The organism is Hydrogenophaga sp. SL48, assembly GCF_021729865.1.
Taxonomy (GTDB): Bacteria; Pseudomonadota; Gammaproteobacteria; order Burkholderiales; family Burkholderiaceae_C; genus Hydrogenophaga.
The window spans coordinates 4285821-4309754 of the sequence record NZ_CP063400.1 but is presented as its reverse complement, the minus strand read 5'-3'; the positions used below and the strand labels follow the sequence as shown (position 1 = coordinate 4309754).

General features: G+C 66.9%; 20 protein-coding genes. 1 reads left to right on the top strand and 19 read right to left on the bottom strand.

All coding sequences use genetic code 11. The features are described 5' to 3' along the window. Window positions 1-57: 57 nt before the first annotated feature. The 9 genes from IM738_RS25945 to sucC form a co-directional block, all read right to left on the bottom strand. Window positions 58-732: a pilin gene (locus IM738_RS25945; RefSeq protein ID WP_272907695.1), complete on the bottom strand. Its 675-nt coding sequence runs from the start codon at window positions 730-732 to the stop codon at window positions 58-60. A 147-nt stretch (window positions 733-879) separates the two neighbouring features. Next, window positions 880-1431, bottom strand: a complete 552-nt coding sequence (locus IM738_RS20335) for a pilin (protein WP_236962853.1) — start codon at window positions 1429-1431, stop codon at window positions 880-882. A 188-nt stretch (window positions 1432-1619) separates the two neighbouring features. After that, window positions 1620-2423 carry a 3',5'-cyclic-nucleotide phosphodiesterase gene (locus IM738_RS20330; RefSeq protein WP_236962852.1) on the bottom strand — a complete coding sequence of 268 codons (804 nt, stop codon included), beginning with the start codon at window positions 2421-2423 and terminating at the stop codon, window positions 1620-1622. Window positions 2424-2457: 34 nt separating this feature from the next. Then, the gene (locus IM738_RS20325) at window positions 2458-4710 is read right to left on the bottom strand and encodes a CHASE2 domain-containing protein (RefSeq protein WP_236962851.1); all 2253 of its coding nucleotides are present in this window, start codon (window positions 4708-4710) and stop codon (window positions 2458-2460) included. Window positions 4711-4768: 58 nt separating this feature from the next. After that, the gene (locus tag IM738_RS20320; protein ID WP_236962850.1) at window positions 4769-5392 is read right to left on the bottom strand and encodes an FHA domain-containing protein; all 624 of its coding nucleotides are present in this window, start codon (window positions 5390-5392) and stop codon (window positions 4769-4771) included. Window positions 5393-5432: 40 nt separating this feature from the next. Next, entirely contained in the window at window positions 5433-6221 is a 789-nt protein-coding gene (locus IM738_RS20315) for a Stp1/IreP family PP2C-type Ser/Thr phosphatase (RefSeq protein ID WP_236962849.1), read from the bottom strand. A gap of 91 nt (window positions 6222-6312) precedes the next feature. After that, entirely contained in the window at window positions 6313-8919 is a 2607-nt protein-coding gene (locus IM738_RS20310; RefSeq protein ID WP_236962848.1) for a CHASE2 domain-containing serine/threonine-protein kinase, read from the bottom strand. 258 nt (window positions 8920-9177) lie between these two features. Continuing rightward, on the bottom strand, window positions 9178-10071 hold the full coding sequence (gene sucD, locus IM738_RS20305) for a succinate--CoA ligase subunit alpha (protein ID WP_236962847.1): 894 nt from the start codon (window positions 10069-10071) through the stop codon (window positions 9178-9180). An 18-nt stretch (window positions 10072-10089) separates the two neighbouring features. Beyond that, the gene (sucC, locus tag IM738_RS20300) at window positions 10090-11250 is read right to left on the bottom strand and encodes an ADP-forming succinate--CoA ligase subunit beta (protein WP_236962846.1); all 1161 of its coding nucleotides are present in this window, start codon (window positions 11248-11250) and stop codon (window positions 10090-10092) included. 184 nt (window positions 11251-11434) lie between these two features. Here sucC and argC point away from each other — a divergent pair, with 184 nt between their 5' ends. After that, window positions 11435-12358, top strand: coding sequence for an N-acetyl-gamma-glutamyl-phosphate reductase (argC, locus tag IM738_RS20295; protein ID WP_236962845.1), 924 nt, complete (start codon window positions 11435-11437; stop codon window positions 12356-12358). A gap of 93 nt (window positions 12359-12451) precedes the next feature. On the opposite strand, the gene IM738_RS20290 is transcribed toward argC, so the two are convergent. The 10 genes from IM738_RS20290 to glnE all read right to left on the bottom strand — a co-directional run bounded on the left by IM738_RS20290 (window position 12452) and on the right by glnE (window position 23893). Continuing rightward, complete coding sequence (locus tag IM738_RS20290; RefSeq protein ID WP_236962844.1) at window positions 12452-12895, bottom strand: nuclear transport factor 2 family protein; 444 nt, start codon at window positions 12893-12895, stop codon at window positions 12452-12454. A gap of 6 nt (window positions 12896-12901) precedes the next feature. Then, window positions 12902-13774, bottom strand: a complete 873-nt coding sequence (locus IM738_RS20285; protein WP_236962843.1) for an SDR family NAD(P)-dependent oxidoreductase — start codon at window positions 13772-13774, stop codon at window positions 12902-12904. 183 nt (window positions 13775-13957) lie between these two features. After that, on the bottom strand, window positions 13958-14494 hold the full coding sequence (locus IM738_RS20280; RefSeq protein ID WP_236962842.1) for a DUF3833 domain-containing protein: 537 nt from the start codon (window positions 14492-14494) through the stop codon (window positions 13958-13960). Next, window positions 14491-15879: an MFS transporter gene (locus IM738_RS20275; protein WP_236962841.1), complete on the bottom strand. Its 1389-nt coding sequence runs from the start codon at window positions 15877-15879 to the stop codon at window positions 14491-14493. The genes IM738_RS20280 and IM738_RS20275 overlap by 4 nt, the downstream gene beginning before the upstream one ends. Then, window positions 15876-16427 (bottom strand): chalcone isomerase family protein, encoded by a 552-nt coding sequence (locus IM738_RS20270; RefSeq protein WP_236962840.1) that lies wholly within the window; start codon window positions 16425-16427, stop codon window positions 15876-15878. Before IM738_RS20270 ends, IM738_RS20275 begins: the two co-directional genes overlap by 4 nt. 10 nt (window positions 16428-16437) lie before the next feature. Continuing rightward, a complete protein-coding gene (locus IM738_RS20265) occupies window positions 16438-17667 on the bottom strand; it encodes an SAM-dependent methyltransferase (protein ID WP_236962839.1) in 1230 nt (409 codons plus the stop codon). 17 nt (window positions 17668-17684) lie between these two features. Next, entirely contained in the window at window positions 17685-18473 is a 789-nt protein-coding gene (locus tag IM738_RS20260; protein WP_236962838.1) for a DUF1365 domain-containing protein, read from the bottom strand. Further along, a complete protein-coding gene (locus tag IM738_RS20255) occupies window positions 18470-19861 on the bottom strand; it encodes an NAD(P)/FAD-dependent oxidoreductase (protein ID WP_236962837.1) in 1392 nt (463 codons plus the stop codon). Before IM738_RS20255 ends, IM738_RS20260 begins: the two co-directional genes overlap by 4 nt. Before the next feature lie 301 nt (window positions 19862-20162). Next, window positions 20163-20990, bottom strand: a complete 828-nt coding sequence (locus tag IM738_RS20250; RefSeq protein WP_236962836.1) for a hypothetical protein — start codon at window positions 20988-20990, stop codon at window positions 20163-20165. Then, entirely contained in the window at window positions 20987-23893 is a 2907-nt protein-coding gene (gene glnE / locus IM738_RS20245) for a bifunctional [glutamate--ammonia ligase]-adenylyl-L-tyrosine phosphorylase/[glutamate--ammonia-ligase] adenylyltransferase (protein ID WP_442908450.1), read from the bottom strand. The genes IM738_RS20250 and glnE overlap by 4 nt, the downstream gene beginning before the upstream one ends. Window positions 23894-23934 lie beyond the last annotated feature (41 nt).

Genomic DNA, 23934 nt, shown 5'->3' with positions numbered 1-23934 from the left:
GCCGGTCCTTCAACTTCTAGCGTGCATGAGGACTGCCTAAAAACTCTGGATTATCAATCAGCGGCACTCGCTGGGTGCGAATCGAGCGGGCAGCGGATTCGATGGCGCCGTGATCGCCATGCCTCGGGCCGATGCCAACGTGTTGGCAGAGGATGCACAGGCCCAGTCCAGAGCTCCGGTCTCTCCCGAGTAAGCGGCAGAAAGTGCCGTGTCCAATGGAACGAAGTTGCTACCTACTGACAGGAATGGCTTTAACGCCAAAACTGCAGCATCAGGAATGGCACCGATATTTTCCTGATTGAAGGTGACTGCAATTTCACCTGTTGTCGTATCTATCTGAACCCTCTGGACATATTTGCTCACCAACCCTGTGCTGCCGTGCCCCTCATTGAATGCAGTCGCAAGTGCGGCCAACTCGGCCTGCGTCAGAGCTGCAGTAGAAACAATCTGTTTGGCATCAGTGGCCAACGACAGCCCCTCAGTAATGCGCGCGCGGATGGTGTAGTCCTGATAGGCCGGCAGTGCCACCGCCGCCAAGATGCCGATGATCGCCACTACGATCATCAGTTCAATGAGGGTGAAGCCTCGAATGCTTTCAGATTTCATGCAAGCCCCTTGGAATGCTTTTTTCGACCCAATAACAGGAGCAGATGTCATGCCAATAGCAATGCACCATTTATCGTGATTTTTTTCACGGATTTCTGGCGCGTTGTAAATTTTTGTCAACTTCACACGAGAGATGAAACAATTATTGCCATATGGCAAGCGGCGAAAAATGCTCAGACGCGTCCAGATTGATATCTCTGTGTCAAAAAAAAGGACGCTGGATAGCGTCCTTTTTCCCTACCAGAAGAACCCTGTCAGCTCTTCAAGCATCTATTATCGGCACTCGCTGGGCGCGAACTTGGCCGGCAGAGATCCAGTAGAGACGCCGGTGCCCATGCCGCGCGAAGTAGCAACACTATGGACTTCAGAACCGCAAGCCCAATCGATGGCGCCGGTTTCACCGGAATACCCGGCAGCCAATGCAGTATCGAGCGCCACGAAGTTGCTGGTACCAACCGACATGAACGGCTTCAGATACAGCGTCGCGGCATCAGGAATGGCGCCCACGTTGGCCCTGTTGTAAGTCACCTCAATCTCACCGGTGGTTTCGTTGATAAACACGCTGGACACGTACTTGCTGGTCGCACCTGTGCTGCCTCCCTGGGCATTCCAGGATGTTGCCAAGGCGAGCAGCTCTGGCGCCGTCGTGGCGCTCGTGCCAATCTGCGTCTTCGCATCGGCAGCCACCGACAGACCTTCGGTGATGCGAGCGCGAATCGTGTAGTCCTGATAAGCCGGCAGAGCGACAGCAGCCAGGATACCGATGATGGCCACCACGATCATCAATTCGATCAGGGTGAAACCTTTTTGCATGGAACGCTTCATTGAGACAACTCCTAGAGGGGTTTGTGGGTTGGGGACGGGTACTTCTCAGCAGAGAGCGTGCCAGGCGGAAATGCCGGTGGTTTTGAGTGCTTTTTCACGCCTGCCCCCCTGCGTGTGACGATTTGTGTCCCCTGTCACCTCGCATCGCTGACAATTTTTGTCGGTCTGGGCTGGGGGAACAATTTTTGTCACAGCTCGAAGGTCTGCCCGGCGCTGAGCCAGCGGATGTCGTGGCGCACGTCGGCTTCGCGGTTCGGCGTCTGGTCGAAGCGGCGGATTTCTTCCATGATCAGCCCGGTCTCGGCCGGCTTGGTGTGGGTGATGTAGATCGGGAAGCGGCGGTCGCACTGGATCTGGTCGAGCTCTTCGGCGAGGGTGCTGGGCGCGAGGTGCAGGCTGCGCTTGGCCAGCTCTTTTTCGCGGTCGCTGAAGGCGGTTTCGATGATGAGCAGGGCCACCTTGAGCTGGTTGACGCGCTGCCAGAAGGCGGGGTTGCGCTCGGTGTCGCCGCTGAAGACCCAGTGACCGCTGGCGCTGTCCACCGCGTAGCCGACGGCGGGCACGGTGTGCACGGCGGGCAGCGCTTCGATGCGTTTGCCGCCCACCTGCAGCGTTTCACCCACGGCGATGGGGTTGAAGCGCATCAGCGGCGTGTCGGCGCTGGGGATGGCCGAGAAGTCCGGCCAGATCAGGTTGTTGAAGATGTGCACCTTGAGCGCGTCGATGGTGCCCGGCAGCGCGTGCACCTGCAGCGGCGGGGCGCCGGCGGCCAGCCGCAACGCGGCCACGGCATCGAGCATCAAGGGCAGGCTGGCCACGTGGTCGAGGTGGGAGTGGGTGAGCAGGACGTGGTTGACCGCAGCCATTTCGTTCAGGCTGAGGTCGCCCACGCCGGTGCCGGCGTCGATCAGCACGTCGTCGTCCAGCAAGAACGAGGTGGTTCGGCACCCTTGGGCAATGGCGCCGGAACACCCCAGTACACGTACCCTCATTGGTTTTCCAGGTGAATGGGGCCTCGGGAGCGGCCTATTTGGTGTCAAAGGTGGTGGAGCCGTCCCAGCCCGCAGGCGGCGGCGAAAGTCGCATCGAGACTACCCGCTCGGCATAAAGGCGGTAAAGGACTTTTTTGGCATTCTGGCGCTGCACGTTGAGCAGATGCACGTCGCAGGCATCCCAGTCTTGTGCGCGCCAGGCCAGCAGGGCTTTTTGCCACTCGCGCAGCTCGTCCTCCAGCGCGGCGGAGGTCTGCTCGCGGGTGCACAGCGGCGTGTGGATCGTCACGGCCTGGGCCTTGCCTTTCACGCGGACCCGGTCCAGCTCCTGCCAGACAAACCCCGGCGCCTGCCGGCGGGTGAATTCGCTGGCCACGATGTCCACCCCGTAGAGCTTCGAGAGGCCTTCCAGGCGGGCGCCCAGGTTCACCGCGTCACCCACCACGGTGTAGCTGCGGCGCACATCGGAGCCCATGTCGCCCACGCACATTTCGCCAGTGTTCAGGCCCACTCCCACCCCGATGGCGGGCAGGCCCGCCTGGTGGCGCTCCTGGTTGAACGTCCGGATGGCGTCGGACATGTCGAGCGCGGTCTGGACCGCGAGGCTGGCGTGGTCGGGGGTGGCGACCGGCGCGCCCCAGAAGGCCATGACGCAGTCGCCCATGTATTTGTCGATGGTGCCGCGGTGGCCGCGGATGATGCGGGTCAGGCGGCTGAACACGGTGTTGAGCAGGCCCTGCAGCTCGGTGGGCGGCATGGTTTCGGAGATTTGCGTGAAGCCGCGCATGTCGCAGAACATCACGGTGAGTTCGCGCGTGGACGCGTCCATGCTGTAGCTGTCGGGGTCCTTGACCATTTCGTCGACCAGCTCGGGCGGCACGTAGGTGCCAAACAGCTGGGCCAGCTCGCGCTTGGCTCGGCTCTCGACCAGGTAGCCGTAGCTCATGTTGAGCGCGAACGCGAGCCCAGCCATGACCAGCGTGCTGGCCACCGGCAGCACCAGCGCGTGGGCGAGGTAGAGCCAGGTGTTGAGCCCGAGCACCACCGTCACCACCAGCACGCTCAGAACCACAGCGCGCGTGGCGCTGAGCAGGGGCAGCACCAGCGCGAGCACCAGCCCGGCCAGCACCAGCACCACGAGTTCGTAGCCGACAGCGTAGTCCGGCCGGTTTGGCAGGCGGCCGTCGAGCAGGCCGGCGATGAGGTTGGCGTGGGTTTCGACGCCGGGGTAGGTTTCGCTCAGCGGCGTGACGCGCAGGTCCTGCAGGCCGGGCGCCGTGGTGCCCACGAGCACGATCTTGTCCTTGAGCTCACCCGCCGCCACGCGCCCCGTCAGCAGGTCGCTCGCGGACACGTAGCGGAACGAGCCCCCGCGAGGCCCCCCGGGGCCGCGAAAGGGCACGAGCACGGTCAGGCGGTCGTCGACCGGGATCTGCATCGATGTGCCACCCTGGCTCAGCCGGATGCTTTCAAGCGCCCCGTAGTCGTGGCCCAGCCACCCCTGAGCCGGAAACCCGGGCTCGACCTGCGGGCGCCCGGTCAGCAGGCGAAACATGGCGAGCGCCAGGGACTCGTAATACGCACCCTGGTACTCGGCCAGCATGGGCAGGGTCCGGACCACGCCGTCGCTGCTGCTGGGGATGGCGTTGAAGAAGCCCGCCAGCGGCGCGGCCTGGGCCAGCGGAGCGATGTTGGCACCATGGCCGTTCCATCGTGTGCTGCGGATGGAGCGGCCGCCCAGGGCCTCCGTGTTCATGACCGGCGCAGGCAGCACGCCATGGCTGCGGCCATCACGGTCGCTGGTGAAGTAATAGCCCAGCACCACCGGCCGACCCCGCAGGGATTGGGCGAAGCGGCTGTCGAAGTCCAGCCGGGGTTGCAGCGCGTTCACCTGCTCGACAAACCCTGGTTGATCGGCCAGCTCTCCGCGCGCCAGTTGCTGCAGTTGCCGCAAACCGGAGCTGTCGTCGGCCTCGGCGAACACGGTGTCGAACCCGAGCATCGCAATGTGTTGCTGCTCAAAGAGCGTGTCCACCAAGTTCGCCATGTGGTGGCGCGACCATGGCCAGCGACCGACCTCGGCCAGGCTCTTCTCGTCGATGTCCACGATCACGATGCGCTCGTCGAGCGTGCCCGGCATGGTGGCCCGCAGGCGGGTGTCGTAGATGATGTCGTCGAGACGCTGCAACACCCCCATGGGCACCACGCCCACGGCGTGCAGGATCGCCAGGATCAGCGGGAGCAGGGTGACGGCGATGCGCGGGCCGTGTCTGCTCAAGGCCTGCATGAAGGAGCGGGAAAAGCGTGCGGTCAGTCCGGCGACGGCGCCCGCACGCGAGCGTTCGTCACAGTTGCACGAACTGCATCTGGGTGCCGGCCAGCTCGATCATGTCGCCATGCCGCAAATTGACGGCTTCGGCGTTGAGCTCGACGCCGTTCACGGTGGGTTTGACCGCCCCTTCCACCAGCGCCACGACGTAGCCATGCGGACGGCGGGTGATGGCCGCGACAGCCACACCCGGCTTGCCGATGGTGGTGACCACCTTGACCAAGGGCACTTCGCGTCCGGCCGCCGCACCCGACATCACCTTGATCGCGGCGTTGCCCACGGTGGGCACTTCCTGCGCCCCGACCACGGCACCGGCGTTGATGACCATGGTTTTTTCGTGGTTGTCGGAAGCGCCGTCGTGCACGAACTTGATCTTGTATTTGCCGATTTCGACCGTGTCACCGTTTTGCAGCTGCTGCTTCTTGATCGCCTTGCCGTTGACGTAGGTGCCATTGGTGCTGTTGAGGTCTTCAAGGAACACCTCAAGGCCTGACATCTGCATCACCGCGTGCTCGCCGCTGACCGCGAGGTTGTCGATCACGATGTCGTTGTAAGGCCGGCGACCGAGGGTGGTGCGGTCTTTGGTGAGCTGCACTTCCTTGATGACCACGCCATCGATGGAAACGATCATTTTCGGCATGGCCGACTCCTGTGGAACCTGAAGAAATAATTCTATGTATCTACTGCTGCCCCAGCATACGGGACAACAACCCCCTGCGCACCGGTTTGGCCCGTGCCGTCGCCAGTATCACCGAAATATTGTCGCGACCGCCGCTTCCATTGGCTGCATCGATCAAAGCGCGCCCGATGTGATCCAGCGGCGCCTCTTCCATCAGCAGCGCCGTGATGCGTTCGTCAGACACCATGTCGCTGAGTCCGTCGGAGCAAAAGAGGTACAGGTCACCGTCGTCCACCCGGTATTCGTTGACTTCCAGCAACACCGTGTCTTCCACGCCGAGCGCACGCGTGACCAGGTTTTTGTGCGTCGCGTATTGCGCCTGCTCGACAGAAATCAGGCCCGCGTCGATCTGCTCCTGCAGCAGCGAGTGGTCGCGGGTGATCTGCTGCAGGGTACCGCTCCGCAGGCGGTAGCAACGGGAATCACCCACATGACCGACCATCGCGCGGGCGCCCTGAAACACGGCCATGACCAGGGTGGTTCCCATGCCGGCGTACAGCGAGTTGGAATTGGCGGCGTTGAAAATCGAACGGTTGGCGTTGTCGACGCAGATTTCCATGGCGCGCTTGATCTCCCGCACATTGGCGTCCAGGCCGCCTTCGCTCATCCAGCGCCCGAGCTCGGTGTGGATGAAGCTCGTGGCCATCGCGCTGGCCACCTCGCCAGCGTTGTAGCCACCCATGCCGTCCGCCAGCACCACCACCTGGTTGACGGTGTCGAGCGCGACCGAGTCTTCGTTGTTTTCACGAACGAGGCCGGGATCCGTCTGGCTGTAGTACTCAAAGATCATGCTGATCGGTTTTATAACTTGAAACGGCGCGCTACTTGGGTGTTGTCGGTGACATTTGTCACGGACGCCGGGCGGTCATGAGACTTTTTTCTCATACTTCCGGAGAGCGGGGCGCGATCAGCGTTTTCTCAAAAGCGTGCGTGCTGTCCCTGTTGCGGGTGGCAGATTTTTGGGGGACTGCCGGGGGAAGGTCCGCCGACATGTGCGCCAGGCTGCTGGCGAATTCGGCACCGGTCTGGAAGCGGTCTTCTGGTGCCTTGGCCATGGCTTTTCCCAGTATATCGGTGAGGGCCGCCGGCAGCTCCGGCCGCAGGCTGCGCACGTCGGGTGGGGCCTCGTTCGCGATCTGGTACATCAGCGCCGCCATCGAATCGGCCCTCAGGGGCAGGGTGCCCGTCAACAGCTGGAACAAGGTCACCCCCAGGGAATAGAGGTCTGAGCGGCCATCGATGTGCTGTCCAGCGAGCTGTTCGGGTGACATGAAGCTGGGCGTGCCCAGCACCAGGCCGGTCCGGGTGCGGCTGGCGTCGGTGATGCGAGCGATGCCGAAATCCGTCACCTTCACCGCGCCGGACACCGGGTCGTACATGATGTTGCCGGGCTTGATGTCACGGTGCACCACGCTCTGCTGGTGAGCGTAGTCCAGCGCCTGAGCCACCTGCAGCCCGATGCGCAGCACCACGGGCACCGGCAGCAACTGGCCGGCCTGTGTGTGTGGCACCAGGTCCTGGCCACGCAGGAACTCCATCGCGATGTAGGCCAGGTCGTGCTCTTCGCCGGCGTCAAAAATGGTCACGATGTGGGGATGTTGCAGGCGTCCCGCAGTCTCGGCTTCGCGGAAAAAGCGCTCGCGGACGTCCGTCAACTCGCCGCCTTCAAACTCGCTGCTCAGCGCCAGGGTCTTGATTGCCACCTGACGGCCGATCTTCGGATCTCGCCCCAGATACACCACCCCCATGGCGCCCTTGCCCAGCTCTTTCTCCACCTGGTAGCGTCCGAGCATGGGTTTCTCGATGTCGCCGCCCGAAAGCAGCAAGGTGCCGCCCGGGTGCGATGCCGCACCGCCCAGCACCACGGTTTCCGACAGGTTTTTCGCCCGCTTCAGTCGCCGCTGCACATCGGTGTCGGCACGGTCCAGACCGGCCATGTGCTCGTACACCGCCTGCGCCTTGTTGAACTGTCGCTTGCGTTCAAAGTCCAGCGCCAGCTGCTTGAGGTTGTCCATCAGTGCTTCGCTGTGCGACACGCGCTTCAGGCGGTCAAAGGCCATGTCGAGCTGGCCCTGGCTTTGCAGGGCGAGGCCCATCATGCGGTTGGTCTCGGCCGACTCGGCATCGGTGGCCACCTTGCGCGCTTCCGTCACGCCGAAACGCCGCGTGACCAGTGCCAGGTGGCCGGTCAGCAGCAGCGCCGCCGGGAAGACCAGCGGCAGCCACAGGGCCGACGACGCCAGCAGGCCGTATTCCATGCCCAGCATGGCCACGAACAGCGCCCCCGACACCCAGGCGCCACGTGCGGCCGACAGCCGCGGCAGCGCGAACAACAGGTAAGCCGCCACCACCAGCACCAGCGCCACCTCGGCGATGCCGCCCCACACCGGCTGGGCGATGAAGTGGCCCTGCAGGATGCTGGAGCTGATGTGCGCCAGGATCACCGCCGGCGACATGGCCGCCGCCACGGGCGTGGTGAACACCGTGCCCACGCCGGCTGCGGTGGCACCCACGATCACGATCTTGCCGGCGTACTTGGTGGCCGGGATCTTGCCCGAGACCACGTCGTAGAAGCTGTCCACCGCAAACGCGGGACGACCGGCTCGGTCCGGGTAGAACTGCGGCAGCACGCGCGCCAGCTCATCGGTGTCGATGCGCTGGCGCCCGAGCAGCACCGCCTCGCCGGGCAGCAAGCGCAGGTCCTGCGGACCCAGGTTCAGGCTGTGGGCCGCCACCGCCAGACCCATGCTGGGCACGGCGTGACCATCGAAGCTCAGCAACAGCGGCTCCTGCCGCACCGCGCCATCGATGTCCTGAAGCTGGTTGAGATGGGCCACGCCCACAGCGGCCTCGCCAATGGCGGCGATGGGCTGCTGCGACTGAGCGGCCGGAAAGCCGAAACCGGAGCCATCCACCAGCGCGCCCTTCTGTGCAAAGGCCGGCAGTGGCTGGTCGGGCCGACCCAGGGGTTCACCGAGTTCAAACACCGAGGGCACGATCACGTTGCCCGCCCGCGCCATGCTGGCCACCAGGCGGCCGTCGGAATCGAGTTGCCGCTCTGCCTCGGTGATGGTCCGGACCAGGCTGTCGCGGGACAGCGGTCCCAGGTCGGTCAGCGTGCCACCCTCGATCTGCGTGCGCAAGGCGCGCAGGCTGTCCAGGCCTCGCTCGGTCTGGGGTTCAAAGAACAACGCCGTGTGCGCCACCGTCTTGGCGCCTGCGGCCTTGAGCTGGTCGATCAGCTGCGCGTGCACCTCGCGCGGCCAGGGCCAGCGACCGATGTTGGCGATGCTCTGGTCGTCGATGGCGATGATGGCGATGCGGTCGCTGGGTGCTCGGGTGTTGTGAACACTCGCGAAATCGTAGAAGCGTCGCTCCAGACCGCTGAAGAGATCGGTGGCGGCGTGCAGGGCCAGCACGCCCGCCACCACGGCCAAGGCAATCAGCGCGTCCGAACGCCAGCCCCTGCGGCGGGCGCTCGGGGGCATGGCTTGGCGGCGTTCAGGAGAGCGGGGCAATTTCCAACCTTGTGGGCGTGAGGGGGCCGTTGCGGCCGACAAGGCTGGGGCAACGCCTGGATGGCATCTCACGGCATCGACAGGAGCGCCGGGTGCATGAGTGTTGCATTCTGTTTCAACTACCGTGCCACATCAAGCCCGGGGGCCGACTTCAGGGTTCATTTGAGAAGCGCACAAGAAAAAAGGCAACGCAAGCGTTGCCTTTGTCACGTCAGCCTCAGGGCCGCTTCACAGCTGCGCCTTGAGCAGCTTGCCCAGCTCGGACGGGTTGCGCGTGATGATGAAACCCGACTCTTCCATGATGGCGAGCTTGGCATCGGCCGTGTCGGCGCCACCGGAGATCAGCGCACCGGCGTGGCCCATGCGCTTGCCGGGAGGGGCGGTCACGCCGGCGATGAAGCCGACGATGGGCTTCTTCATGTTGGCCTTGCACCACATGGCGGCTTCGGCTTCGTCCGGGCCACCGATCTCGCCGATCATGATCACGGCGTCGGTGTCGGGATCGTCGTTGAAGGCCTTCATCACGTCGATGTGCTTCAGACCGTTGATCGGATCGCCACCGATGCCGACGGCGCTGGACTGGCCCAGACCCACTTCGGTCAGCATGGCCACGGCTTCATAGGTCAGCGTGCCCGAGCGGGACACGACGCCGATGCGGCCCTTGCGGTGGATGTGACCAGGCATGATGCCGATCTTGATTTCGTCGGGCGTGATCAGACCGGGGCAGTTGGGGCCCAGCAGCAGGGTCTTCTTGCCGCCGGCGGCTTCCTTGGCCTTCATGCGGTTGCGCACCTCCAGCATGTCCTTGACCGGGATGCCTTCGGTGATGCAGACCGCCAGATCGAGGTCGGCCTCGACGGCTTCCCAGATCGCGGCAGCGGCGCCGGCGGGCGGCACGTAGATCACCGAAACGGTGGCGCCGGTCTGCTGGGCGGCTTCCTTGACGGAGGCGTAGATCGGGATGTTGAAGATCGACTCACCGGCCTTTTTGGGGTTCACGCCCGCCACGAAGGCGTTCTTGCCGTTCGCGTATTCCTGGCACTTCTCGGTGTGGAACTGGCCCGTCTTGCCCGTGATGCCCTGGGTGATGACCTTGGTGTCTTTGTTGATGTAGATCGACATGGTGTTTCTTCTCCGGGCTTATTTGACGGCAGCAACGATCTTGGTCGCCGCTTCGGCCATGGTGTCGGCAGCGATGATCGGCAGGCCGGACTCGGCCAGCAGCTTCTTGCCCAGCTCTTCGTTGGTGCCCTTCATGCGCACCACCAGCGGCACGCTGAGGTTGGTCGCCTTGCAGGCGGTGATCACGCCGGTGGCGATGGTGTCGCACTTCATGATGCCGCCGAAGATGTTGACCAGGATGCCCTTGACCTTGGTGTTCTTGAGCATGATCTTGAAGGCTTCGGTGACCTTCTCGGCGGTGGCGCCACCGCCCACGTCCAGGAAGTTGGCCGGCTCGCCGCCGAACAGCTTGATGGTGTCCATGGTGGCCATGGCCAGACCGGCGCCGTTCACCAGGCAGCCGATGTTGCCGTCGAGGCTGATGTAGGCCAGGTCAAACTTCGAGGCTTCGATTTCGGCCGGATCTTCTTCGTCCAGATCGCGGTAGGCCACGATCTCGGGGTGGCGGAACAGCGCGTTCGCGTCGAAGTTGAACTTCGCGTCCAGGGCCATCAGGTTGCCCTTGGAGTCGCAGTTCAGCGGGTTGATCTCCACCAGGGACGCATCGGTGTCCATGTAGCACTTGTAGATCTTGGCGAAGATGTCGACCGCCTGATCCACGGAAGCGCCGGTCAGGCCGATGGCGGCCGCCACCTTGCGCGATTGCGCTTCGGTGATGCCAGTCAAGGGATCAATCATCTCGGTGATGATCTTCTCCGGCGTGGAGTGGGCCACTTCCTCGATGTCCATGCCGCCTTCGCTCGATGCGATCAGCGCCACCTTCTGGGTCGCGCGATCGGTGACCAGCGACACATACAGTTCGTTCTTGATGTCGGCACCGTCTTCAATGTAGAGGCGACGCACCTTCTGGCCTTCGGGGCCGGTCTGGTGGGTCTTGAGCTGCATGCCCAGGATGTCGGTGGCGCGTGCCTTCACGTCGTCGATGGTCTTGGCGACCTTGACACCACCACCCTTGCCGCGGCCACCGGCGTGGATCTGGGCTTTCACCACCCAGACCGGACCACCGAGTTTCTGGGCGGCTTCCACCGCCTCCTGCACCGTGAACGCTGCGATGCCGCGGGGCACCGGCACACCAAATTGACGCAAGATTTCCTTGCCTTGGTACTCGTGGATTTTCATGAGGTCTCTCTCAGACTGGAGGTTGTGCGATCCGGCCAAAGGGCACGGCCGGGGGCGCGGGCAGTGAACACGACAGCCGGCGACTGTATCATGGTGCAACGCACCAAACTATAAGCAGCGGCTTACGTAATGCATAATTATAGAAGCCGACGCTGAACCCTGACTGACACACACAGGAGACGCCATGGCCCAGATCTTCATCGACGGCGAAGCCGGCACCACCGGCCTGCAGATCCGCGAACGGCTGCAGCAGATGCCGCAGATCCAGCTGCTGAGCATCGCGCCCGAGCGGCGCAAAGACCCCGAAGCCAAGCGCGAACTCATGGCGCAGGCCGACCTGGTGATTCTGTGCCTGCACGACGACGCGGCCATCGAATCGGTGGCGATGGTGGACGCGCTGCCCGGCAAAAAACCCCGCATCATCGACGCATCCACCGCGCACCGTTGCCACGACGGCTGGGTGTATGGCTTCCCCGAGCTGAGCGCGGGCCAGCAAGCTGCGGTGCAAAAAGCCGATCGCGTGGCCAACCCGGGCTGCTACGCCACCGGTGCCATCGCGTTGTTGCGCCCGCTGGTGGACGCGGGCCTGTTGCCCAAAGACTTTCCGGTCGCCCTGCCGTCGGTGAGCGGCTACTCGGGTGGCGGCCGCACCATGATCGAGGCCTATGAGAAGGGCGAAGCGCCGCTGCACGAGGCCTACGCGCTGGGTCTGACGCACAAGCACATCCCTGAAATCCTGCGTTACACCGGTCTGACCCGTCGGCCCGTGTTCATCCCCGCCGTGGGCAATTTCCGCCAGGGCATGCTGGTGCAGTTGCCGCTGCACCTGGACGACCTGCCCGGTGCACCGAAGGCCAGCGACCTGCACGACGCACTGGTGGCGCACTACGCCGCCAGCGTGGCGGCGGGTGGCTGGGTCAGCGTGGAGGCCGCGCCCGAGAGTGGCAAGCTCGACGCCACCGCGCTCAACGACACCAACAAGCTGGAACTGCGCGTGTTCGCCAACGAGGCCCACCGTCAGGCGGTGCTGATCGCGCGGCTGGACAACCTGGGCAAGGGCGCCAGCGGCGCTGCGGTGCAGAACCTGCAGTTGATGCTGAACGTGTGAAGCCCCCCTGCGCCGCCCTCGGGGCTGCACGGGTGATTGGCCCGGCAGGTCACCAGCACCCTCCCGGGGTCCAACGGCCTCTGGTCTGACGGTTCAGCGGTTCGCCATGCGTTTCAGCCACCGCATGAGCGCGCCCAGGCCCGGCAGTTTTTCGTACAGCTCTTCGGCCGCGTCCCAGTAGTCGCGGTGGTCGCTGACGCGACCGTCGGCAGCGAGGGTGAGGTGGGAGCCGCCGCGGATCACCTGTTCGGTCACGGTGTCGAAGCGTTTGAAGCGGAAGCGGAACTCCCACACCAGGAATGCCTGCGGGCCATCCACGATCTGGTGGGTCACGACAAAGCGCGGTTCGTGCAGGGCCACGAACATGTGTTTGAAGATCAGGGTGATCGAGGGCACGCCCCGGACCTCGTTGAAGGGGTCCTTGAAGCGCGCGTCGGCGGTGTAGAAGCGGCCCAGTTGTCCCAGGCTTTGTGGCGTCAGCGATTCGAACCAGGCGGTGAGGCGCGCGACGGCGGCGCGGCTGTCTTCGGTGTGCATGGCCGTTTATAGCCCGGTGAATCGCCGCACGGCCGGGAAGTAGGCGCGGTAGGGCAGCAGGCGCAGCAGCTTCATCCAGCGGGTGAAACGCTTGGGGTAGTGGATGTCGAAGTCGCCCGCGGCCCAGCCGTCGAGCATGGCTGTGGCGGCCTGCTCGGGCGTGATCAGCGCGGGCATGGTGAAGTTGTTCTGTGCGGTCAGTGGCGTCTGCACGAAGCCCGGGTGCACCACGCTCACGCCCAGCCCCAGCGGTTCCAGGTCGAGGTACAGCGTCTCGGCCAGGTTGGTGAGCGCGGCCTTGGTGGGGCCGTAGGCCAGGCTCTTGGGCAGGCCGCGGAAACCCGCCACGCTGCTGATGAGGCTGAGGTGGCCGGCGCCGCGCGCGATGAAGGCGGGCAGCACCGCGTCGAGTACGTTGAGCGCGCCGGTGTAGTTGATCGCCAGGTGCTGCCGCATCTCGGCGAGGTCGAACTCGGTGGCGCGCATCTCGCGGTAGTGGCCCGCGCAGTAGACGACCAGGTCCAGCGGGCCTTGCGCCAGCATGGCGCGCGCGGTGGCGGCCACGGCGCTGGCGTCGGTCACGTCCAGCGGCCAGGCCTGCACGGCGGGCGGCTCGCCGGTGCGCGTGTGCTGCGCCACCAGCCGCTCCAGCGCCGCCGCGCCGCGCGCCGAGACCTGCACACTGGCGCCGCGCGCGATCAGCGCCTCGGCCGTGGCCAGCCCGATGCCGCTGGAAGCGCCCACCACCCAGACCCGCTGGCCGCGCCAGTCGGTGATCGGTGGGTTGAAGGGGCGCAGCAGCGACCAGCCGCGCCGCTGCTGCGCAGGGTGGTCCGTGCGCGCGAGGCTGGGTTCAACGAAACTGCTGCGGGTGCTCATGGGTGTGGCCGGTAGGACAGGGGGGGGAAATAGGTGTTTTCAAGACGCCGGAGCGCGACCCGCATCGGGCGAAACGGTGCCAGCCCAAGGGCACCGCCGGGCCGGCTTTGCCGGACGGCCAGTGCCGCCCCCCTTGAGGGGGGTGACGCGAAGCGGCGCGGGGGGTGCTTCATGTCCGGGGGGTCATCTCTTGACGAAGCTCAGCGTGACCTCGCCCAGTCGGATGCCGAACTTGCTCATCGTGGCCTTGTTGAGCATCACGCGCTGATCCATCAGGTACATCCAGTCGTCGAACTCGACGTTCCAGACGCTCCCGTCGACCGGCAGCGCCAGCGTGTAGCCCCAGCGGAAGGTGTTGCCCTGCGTCTCGCCCAGCGCGCTGCCGACCACATCGTCCGCCGTGCCGCTGTAGCGGCCGTTGCCCAGGTGCTTCAGGCGCCAGATGCGCTTCTGCGTCGTGCCGTCCGAGTAGGTGAAGTCTTCGTCGAGCACGCCGTCTTCGCCGGTCCAGGTGCAGCGCATGACCACGGTGAAGCGCTTGACCACCGCACCCGAGCGGTCGGTGAACACGCCGTAGGCGTCGAGCGTGCCGTTGAAGTACTCGCGCAGGTCGAGCGCAGGTTTCTGGCCGGCGAAATCGCTGATCTGGGGGCCGGCGCAGCCGGTGAGCACCAGCGCGCTGGCGGCGGCCCCGGCGGAGAGCAAGAGACGTCGTTTCATGGGTGGGCTTTCAAAGGGGTGGGTGCGGTGAGCGGTGATGCCGCCGGGCGGCGGATCACCAGCAGGTACAGGCCGGCGGCGGCCAGCAGCTTGAGCGCGCAGGGCAGCAGGCCGTAGGCGATGGACAGGCTCTGCAGCGCGGCTTCGTCTCGCGCGCCCGGCGCGTAGCCGAACAGCGCGAGCAAAGGCAGCGCCAGGCCGGCGGCGAGCGCGAGGTTGAGCTTGGCGGCGAAGTTCCACCAGCCGAGGTAGGCGCCCTCTCGGCGGCCGCGTTCGCCCAGCTCACCGAGCAGGCCCGTGAGCAGCGCTCCCGGCAGCGCCAGGTCGGTGCCCAGCGCGATGCCGGAGAGCGCGCAGATGATCAGAAAGGCGGTGCTGTCGCCGGTGCCCAGCGTGGTGGTCCAGACAAAGGCCGCGATGGACAGCGCCATGCCCACCAGCCAGCTGCGCGCCAGCCCGATGCGGCCCACCAGGCGCAGCCACAGCGGCAGCGACAGCGCGGCAAACAGGAAATACAGACCGAGGAACGCCGGCTCCAGCGCGGCGGGCGCCTGCAGCCGGTCCTGCACGAAAAACAGCACCAGCGTCGCCGGCACGGCGCTGGCGGTGCCGTTGACCACGAACACCAGCAGCAGCCGCACGAACGCGGGCTGTCGCAGTGGCGAGCGGCCATCGATCACCTCGCGGTGGACGGAGTCCCCCGCGAGCGGCACCACCGAGCGGCTCCAGGCCCACCAGCCCAGCGCCAGCAGCACGGCGAAGGCGCCGACCGTGGCGCCCAGGCCCAGCGTGCCGGGCAACACCGCCGCGATCAGCACACCGACCAGCGCCAGGCCTTCGCGCCACGCGACGACGCGGCTGCGCTGCGGCTCGCTGCCGCCCAGCCGTGCGCCCCAGGCCTGGTGCGCCACGCTGGCGATGCTGTAGGCGGTGTAGGTCAGCGCCATCAGCAAGCCGGCCCAGCTGAGCAGGACCACGGTACCGGCGGCGTGCACCGCCTCGGGCGGGAACATCAGGCCCCACAGGCCCAGCGCCAGCACGGCGGCGGCCACGGCGCCCGCGCCCAGCACGGCGCGGTGCGAGCGCGCGAACAGGCGGTCCACCCAGCGCCCGATCCAGGGATCGAGCACCGCGTCAAACAGGCGCGCGGCCAGCAGCACCGCGCCCAGCGCGGCCAGCGGTGCGGCGAAGCTGCGCGCGTAGTGGTTGGGCAGCACGACGTAAAGCGGCAGCGCCACGAAGGCGAGCGGCAGTCCGAGCAGGCCGTAGCCCAGGCCCGCGCGCCAGGCGCCGTGCCCGATGAAGCGGGCCGCGGGGTCGGTGCCATCCCGCGCGGCTTCGCTGGGTGTGCGGCTGCGCGGGCTGGCGTCGGACAGAGTGTTCATGGCGTGCGGCCGGCCAGGCCCAGCAACTGCTCACGCATGCGCGGCTGTGAGGTCTGGGGCGAGAGCCAGATGCCGAAGAAGCGGCGTGAGAACGCGGGGTCGCTGATGTCGCCGAGCAGGCGGCCGTTGAGGTAGAAGCGCGCCGCCTGGCCGGGCTGGTGCAGGCCGGTGATGCGGTCGCCTTTCTGCACGTCGGGGAACAGGCGGGCCATGGCCTCCTGCCAGCGCGTGGCTTGTTCGGCGCTGAGTGGTTCGATGCCGCGCATTTCACCGATGGAGCGCTCGGCGATGTCGGCGCCCTTGAACGTGCGCAGGTACGCCAGCTCCAGCGCGAAGCGGTGGCGGTCAAACGCCGCCGCGCTGAAGCCGGGGTCGGCCCGGAGCTTGGCGTCGTACACGTCGAAGCCCCAGACCTTCAGCCGCGCCGCGCCCACGGGCTGGGTGTTCTCCAGCGCGCTGTCCAGTGCGCTCTCGGGCGTGTTGGCCCGCGTGGCGAGCGGCAGCGTGGCGGCGAGCGCGGCAAGGCAGAGGCGGCGGCGTTGGGGCATGGCGGACCGATCAGCCCGGCTTGCGCAGCGTCAGCTGCACCACGTCGGTGTTGCGCTCTTCGAACGCGGCTTCGCAGTAGGCGAGGTAGAACTCCCAGATGCGCAGGAAGCGCTGGTCGAAACCGAGGGCCGTCACCTGTTCCTGCTTGGCCAGGAAGTCCTCGCGCCAGAGCCGCAGCGTGCGCGCGTAGTCCAGGCCGAAGCAGAAGTTGTCTTCCACCTCCAGGCCCGCGAGCGCGGCCTGCGCGCGCAGCTCGCGCGGGCAGGGCAGGCAGCCGCCGGGAAAGATGTACTGCTGGATGAAGTCGGTGCCGGCGATGTAGCGGTCGAACAGCGCGTCGTGAATCACGATGCTCTGGATGCAGGCGCGGCCGCCCGGCTTGAGCAGGCGCTGCAGGGCGCTGAAATAGGTGGGCCAGTAGTCGCGACCCACGGCCTCGACCATCTCGATGGAGCAGATGGCGTCGAAAGGCGCGTCGTTGATGTCGCGGTAGTCCTGCAGACGCAAGTCGGCCCGGTCCTGCACACCCAGCCGTTCCATGCGCGCCTGAGCAAACGCGAGTTGTTCGGTGGAGAGCGTGACGCCGGTGACCGAGGCGCCGAACTCGGTGGTCGCCATCTCGGCCAGCGCGCCCCAGCCGCAGCCGATCTCCAGCACGCGGTCGCCGGGCTGGGTGTTCACCATGGTCAGGGCGCGCCGCACCTTGGCGTGCTGCGCCTCGACCATGGGCTGTTCCGGCGACTCGAACAGGGCCGACGAGTAGTTCATCGTCTGGTCCAGCCAGAGGCTGTAGAAGGCGTTGCCCAGGTCGTAGTGGGCGTGGATGTTCTTGCGGCTGTTGGCCTTGCTGTTGCGGTTGAGGCGGTGCTTGACCCAGTAGGCCAGTCGGCCGAACCATGAGCCATAGATCACGTCCTCGATCTCGCGCCGGTTGGCGACGAACAGGCGCAGCAGATCGGTGAGGTTGGGTGAATGCCAGTCGCCCGCGATGTAGCTCTCGGCGAAGCCGATGTCGCCCGATTTCAGCGCCGCGCCGCACACGTTCCAGTTGTGCAGGCGCAGGCTCGCGTGCGGGCCGTCGGCGCTGCCGAAGCGCTGCACCGTGCCGTCGGGCAGCTGCAGCGAGAGGCTGCCGTGTTGCAGGCGGTGCAGCAGGTGCATCACGGTGCGCGCGGCGGCGGGTGCGTTGCCGGGCAGGTTCAGGCCGACGCTCTGTCGGGAGGCGGTGGTGCTGTTCATGGTGGGGCTGCAGCGGTTCAGGGAGAGGAAGGCGTGTCGCCGGCGGTCACGAAGTCGCGCGGGGGCTCGGGCTGGCGGAAAAACGGGGCGCGCTTGAGCCACAGCCGCAGCGCCTGCAGGTGGATGCGACCGATCACGCCGAAGGTCATGGCCGGGTGGCGCCAGAGCGCGCGGCGGGTGCTTGCGGCGTCCAGGGCCTGCAGCTCGCCGCTCACGCTGGTGCGGATCAGCGCGGGCGCACCGGCCTCGTCGTGGAAATCGATGCGCGCCACCGTGCGGTCCTGGCCGCCGTGCGTCGTGCGCATGAAGACGAAGCGGTAGTGGCCACGCACCGGGCAGAACGGCGAGACATGGAACACCTTGTCGGCCGCCACCGGCACGCCGTAGTGCGGTGCGTCGAGCAGGTAACAGTGGCGCTCGCCGAAGGTGTTGTTGACCTCGGCCAGCACCGCGCGCAGCGAGCCGTCGGCCCGGTGGCAGTACCAGAAGCTCACCGGCTTGAAGCTGTAGCCGAGCACGCGCGGGTAGGTGTGCAGCCAGACCTCGCCCTGGGCGTCGGTGATGCCGTGTTGCGCGAGCAATTCGTCGATCCAGGCCAGCGCGTCGTCGCGACCGTCGCCGTGGTCCTTGTCGTGGAAGGCCAGCGCCGCGCGGCGGTTGCGCGCCAGCGCGCCGTTGCCGTTCGCGCGAAGGCTGCGCATCGGCAGCATCAGGAAATAGGTCGGGTAGGCAAAGGCGTGCTCGCTGGGCCGGGTGCGGCTGTGGCGCACCTGGCCGAAGCCGATCAGGGCCGACGCTTCGTTCACGCCGCCACTCCGGGCAACGAGGCCTTGCCCGGCACGAGGCCGTGCGTCTCGATCAGCAGGCGCGCGGCGTTCAGACCGGCTTTCAGGCCGTCTTCATGGAAGCCGTAGCCCATCCAGGCGCCGGCAAACCAGGTGTGTTGCTGGCCCTGCAGTGCGGGCATCTGGCCCTGGGCGCGGATCGCGGCGAGGTCGAACACCGGGTGGGCGTAGTCGTATTCGCCGATCACGGTGGCGGGAGCTATGGCCCGCTGCGGGTTGAGCGAGACCACCACCGGCTGAGCCACCGGCAGCGGTTGCAGGCGGTTGATCAGGTAGTGCAGGCAGACCTGGGGTTCGCCTTGTGCGTGGGCGCTCGCGGCCTCGTAGTTCCAGGCGGCCCAGGCGCGTTGGCTGTCGGGCAGCACCGAGGTGTCGGTGTGCAGCACGGCGCGGTTGGGCTGGTAGCGCACGGCCCCCAGCGCCTGGCGTTCCGCATGGCTCGCGCCATCGCCGAGGATCGCCAGCGCCTGGTCGCTGTGGCAGGCCATGACGATGGCGTCGAAGTGCTCGACCCGTCCTTCGCTCACCACGCGCACGCCCTGCCCGTCGCGCAGCACCTGCTGCACCGGGGTGTTCAGGCGGCGGTCGGGGATGCCGGCGAGGATCTTGTCCACGTACTGCCGCGCGCCGCCGGCCACCGTGTACCACTGTGGCCGGTTGATGATCTGGATCAGGCCGTGGTTGTGGCAGAAGCGCACCATGGTCGCGACCGGGAAGGCCAGCATCTGGTCGGTCGGACAGCTCCAGATGCAGCCCATCATCGGCAGGAAGTACCAGTCGCGGAACTCGGCCGAGAAGTTCTGGGCCTTCAGGAAGTCGCCCAGCGGCTGCAGCAGCGGGCTGTCGGGCGCGAGGTCTTCACCGCGCTCGGCCAGCCGCGTCGTGAGGCGGTTGAAGCGCACGATGTCGGACAACATGCGCCAGAAGCGCGGGTTGGCGAGGTTGGCGCGCTGGGCGAACACGCTGGAGAGGTCCGAGCCGCTCCATTCCAGCGCCGCGCCTTTCGGGCCGGCGCCGGGCGCCTGCACCGAAAACGACATGTCCGACTTCGCGACCGGCACACCGAGCTGGGCGAACAGCGCCAGCAGCTGGGGGTAGGTGCGTTCGTTGAGCACCAGAAAGCCAGTGTCCACGCCGAAGGTGGTGGCCCGGCCCTGGGCGTCGGGCAGCGTGACATCCACCGTGTGGGTGTGGCCGCCGAAGTAAGCGCCGGCTTCAAACAGCGTGAGATCGGCGAGACCGCCGAGGGTGTGGGCAGCGCCCAGGCCCGAGATGCCCGAACCGACGATGGCGACACGGGGACGGCGCGAGGCGCCGCCGATGGGTTGGGGGGCGGGTTCTGAATACATCTTCAGAACCCGGCGGCCTGGTGGCCTGTTGAACAAAAGCCTGCGAAGCGCCCCGACGCGAAGGAGGGAGGGAGGGAGGAGGAGGAGAAGCGCCTCGGGATTTCAACCGACCCACCAGGGGCCGGAAGGCTTCGCAGTGCAAAAACCGGAATACCCGACACCGCCACCAAAGGCGGGGTCGTGCGGGTTTCGAGCAACCACCCGGTGGAAAAGTTCCGCGTTGTCGTGGCCATGGATTCTCCGGATGTGGGTTGTGGGTGGGATTGCATTTGAACCGTCTGGTTTTATTGTGACTGATTGGTCACAATTTGTCCTGATGGATATCTTTTTCGTCCATGCGATCAATGGGGTTATTGGTCGGGGGCCCGGTGCACTGGATACGCAGCGGGCTGGCGGATGGATTCAGGCGGCCAAGGCGGTGCCGCGACGAACGAGCGGGCGAAGGGGAGGCCCGGTGCCGGGTGGCACCGTCCGGGGCCGGGCAGCCGGTCAGGCGCGGTGTGGGGCGCCGGTCGTGGGGTGGGTGTTCGTGGCGGGCGCCTGGCGCCGCCTGAGCCACCAGGCCGCCAGCAGGCCCAGGCACAGACCCCAGAACGCGCCAGCCAGGTGGGCGGCCTGCACCACCGAGGTCCCATTGCCGTCGTCCCACACCACGGGATGGGACCAGCTGCGCTCCAGCAGCACCTCGATCAGCAGCGCCAGCATCAGCAGCCCCCCCCCAGCGCCGTGCCTTGCGGATCACGATGCAGCGCAGCAGCAGCTGCACCGCGAGCACCATGGCCCCCGCGTGCAGCAGACCCGAGAGCCCCACCGCGTAGCCCACCTGGGGCCAGAGCACCATCGACACCTGGATCAGCGGCCAGCAGAGCCACCAGGCCAGGGCGCTGGGCAGTGTGGGACGGATCACCCAGGCGAACGCGGTGAGCGCGCCCAGCGCGATCTGGTTCATGATCAGGTGCGGGGTGTTCACGTGCACCCAGGCGCTGGTCCACAGCGTCCAGGGCCGCTCGGTCCAGGTGTCGGCGCGCCAGATCAGTGCGTCCACCGCGCTGGTCTGGCCCCACCACAGCAACATGCTGGCCACCCCGTGCAGGGCGCACAGCAGCAGCCAGGCGCGCGAGGCTCTCACGGCCGGGTGCCGAGCACGTGTTGCCAGAGGGTCTGCACGGCAGGGGCCAGGGTCTGAGCGGTCACCGCGTCGATCTGGGTGGGGGCTTCGTCCAGCCGCGCGCGGTGCTGGATGTGGCGCAGCTCGCGGTAGGCGTCGGCCGCTTCAAGACCCATGCCCGGGGGCAGCAGCCCCACCGTTTCGGCGCGTTGCAGCAGGGCGATGTTGCCCACGTTGCCGAGCAGCTCGGGGTGTTCGCCCGAGTGCGCGAGCACCAGGTACTGGACCACGAACTCCGCGTCCACCATGGCGCCCACGCTGTGCTTCACGTCGAACTTTTCGCCGCGCACCGGGTGCGCCGCGCGCACCTTCTCGCGCATGCTGCGGATCTCCTGCGCCAGGGCCACGCGGTCGCGCTCGGCGCTGATCACGCTCTCGCGCACAGCGTCGAAGCGTGGCGCCAGTTCCGGCTGCCCCAGCACGAAGCGGGCGCGTGTCATGGCCTGGTGCTCCCAGGTCCAGGCCGTGTTGCTGCCGCGCTGCTGCTGGTAGTTGGCGTAGGCGGTGAAGCTGGTGACCAGCATGCCGGAGTTGCCGTTGGGGCGCAGCGCGGTGTCGATCTCGAACAGGTCGCCCTCGCCGGTTTTCACGGTCAGCCAGTTGATCATCTTGCGCACGAAGGCGGCGTAGATCTCGCTGGCGTTCTCGTGCTCGTCCTCGTAGACGAACACGATGTCGAGGTCGCTGCCGTAGCCCAGCTCCTTGCCACCGAGCTTGCCGTAGCCAATGATGGCGAAGGCCGGCTCCTCGCGGTGGCGGTTCTTCAGGCGGCTCCAGCACCAGCGCGCCGTCACGCGCAGCACTGCGTCGGCCAGCGCGCTCAGGTCGTCGGCCACCTGCTCGACCGTGAGCACGCCTTCGACGTCGCGCGCCAGGGTGCGGAACACCTCGGCGTGGTGGGCGCGGCGCAGCAGGTTGAGCAGGGCCTCCTCGTCGTCTTCCTGGGTGCGCTTGAGCGAGGCGCGGCGGTCTTCGAGGTCGGCCTCGAACTGGACCGCCTCGAAGCGGTCGGTCAGCAGCTGCTGGCTCGCCAGCTCGTCGATCACGCCGGGGTGCTGGAGCAGGTAACGCGCGGGCCACTTGGCCGCGCCCAGCAGGCGCAGCAGCCGCTCGTGCACCGAGGGGCGCTCCTGCAGCAGGGCCAGGTAACTCTCGCGGCGCAGCAGCGGCTCGATCCAGTCGGCCAGGCGCAGCGCCGCCACCTCGGAGACACGCCCTTCGTCGAGCCAGGCGCCGGTGCGCTCGACCAGCCGCACCAGCCTTGCGCGGGCGTCTTCGCGCAGCGCCAGCACGCGCGGGTGCTCGCACCACTGGGCCACCTTGGCCGCGAAGGCCTCGGGCAGCTGGGCCATCACGCCCTGCAGGTCTTCGACCGAGCTGCGCGCGCCGGCCTTGCCGTTGCAGCCCTTGCCGTTGCAGCCGCCACCGGGCGCGCCGCCGAGCAGGATGTCGAACTCGCTCGCCACCACCTCGCGGTGGGTGTCCAGCGCACAGAGAAAGGCGCAGACATCGGGGAAGTCCATGGTCGCGGCGATCCAGGCCAGGTCGTCGTCGCGCGTGGGGATCAGGTGGGTCTGCTGATCGTCGAGGTACTGGATGCGGTGCTCGACCTTGCGCAGGAACTCGTAGGCCTGCGCCAGCGCCTCGGCGGTGGCGCGTGGCATCAGGTTGGCCTTGGCGACCCGCTGCAGCGCGTCCAGGGTGGGGCGCGTGCGCAGCTCGGGGAACTGGCCGCCGCGCACCACCTGCAGCAGCTGCACGGTGAACTCGATCTCGCGGATGCCGCCGCGCGAGAGCTTCACGTCGTTCGCGCGGCCCGGGTTGCCGGCGGCGCGCTTGGCCGCGTGCTCGCGGATCTGGCGGTGCAGGGTGCGCAGCGAGTCGAAGACGTTGTAGTCCAGGTACTTGCGGAACACGAAGGGCAGCACCGCGCCGCGCAGCGCGCCCGCGCTCTTGTCGGCGATGCAGGCGGCCGGCGCGATCACGCGGCTCTTGAGCCAGGCAAAACGCTCCCACTCGCGGCCCTGCACCTGGAAATACTCTTCGAGCGCACCCAGCGAGACCGCGCTCGGCCCTGAGTTGCCGTTGGGCCGCAGCGCCAGGTCGACGCGGAACACGTTGCCGTGTTCGGTGGCCTCGCCCACCGTGTTGTAGATGTGCTTGACCGCCTTGCCGAAGTACTCGTGGTTGCTGATGCGGTGGCGGCCCTGCGCGTTGCCGGCGGTCTCGCCGTCGGCGTCGTACACGTAGATCAGGTCGATGTCGCTGGACACGTTGAGCTCGCGCGCACCCAGCTTGCCCATGCCGATCACCCACAGCTGGGCGCGTTGAAGGCCGCTGGCCCCCACGCTCCCCACGGTGTGTGGTTCGCTGCCCCCCGAGGGGGCTTGGTCAGCCTTGGGGCGGCCCGGCGGCTGCCCCTGTCCTTCGAAAGGTGAAACCAACGGCGCACCGTGCAGCTCGTCCAGCTCGGCAAAGGCCATCTGGCAGGCGTGGTCGAGCGCCAGCTCGGCCAGCTCGGTCACGGCGCGCGTGACATCGGCGAGTGGTGCGCCCTGCTCGCAGTCGAGCACCACCAGGCGCTCCATCACCAGCTGGCGCAGCGCGCGCAAGGCCGCGGGCAAGGGCAGGCCCCGTTCGCGCAGTTGCGCCAGGCCGTCGGCCATCGTGGCGTGGGTCGGGGCGCCAGGCGGCAGGCAGGGCATCTCGCTCTCGTAGCGGCGGCGCACACGCTGCACGAACCGCGAATGGTCGGCCTGCCGGTCGGCCGCAGTGAACGACGGCCAGGGTGCGAGGGGAGGATTCACATTTGATGACAAAGCTGAAACCGCCGCTGCGGAACCGTTGTGAGGGCTGACCGTCATAATTTGCAGTGGATATGAATCAAAGCCCGGCCCCAGTCGCC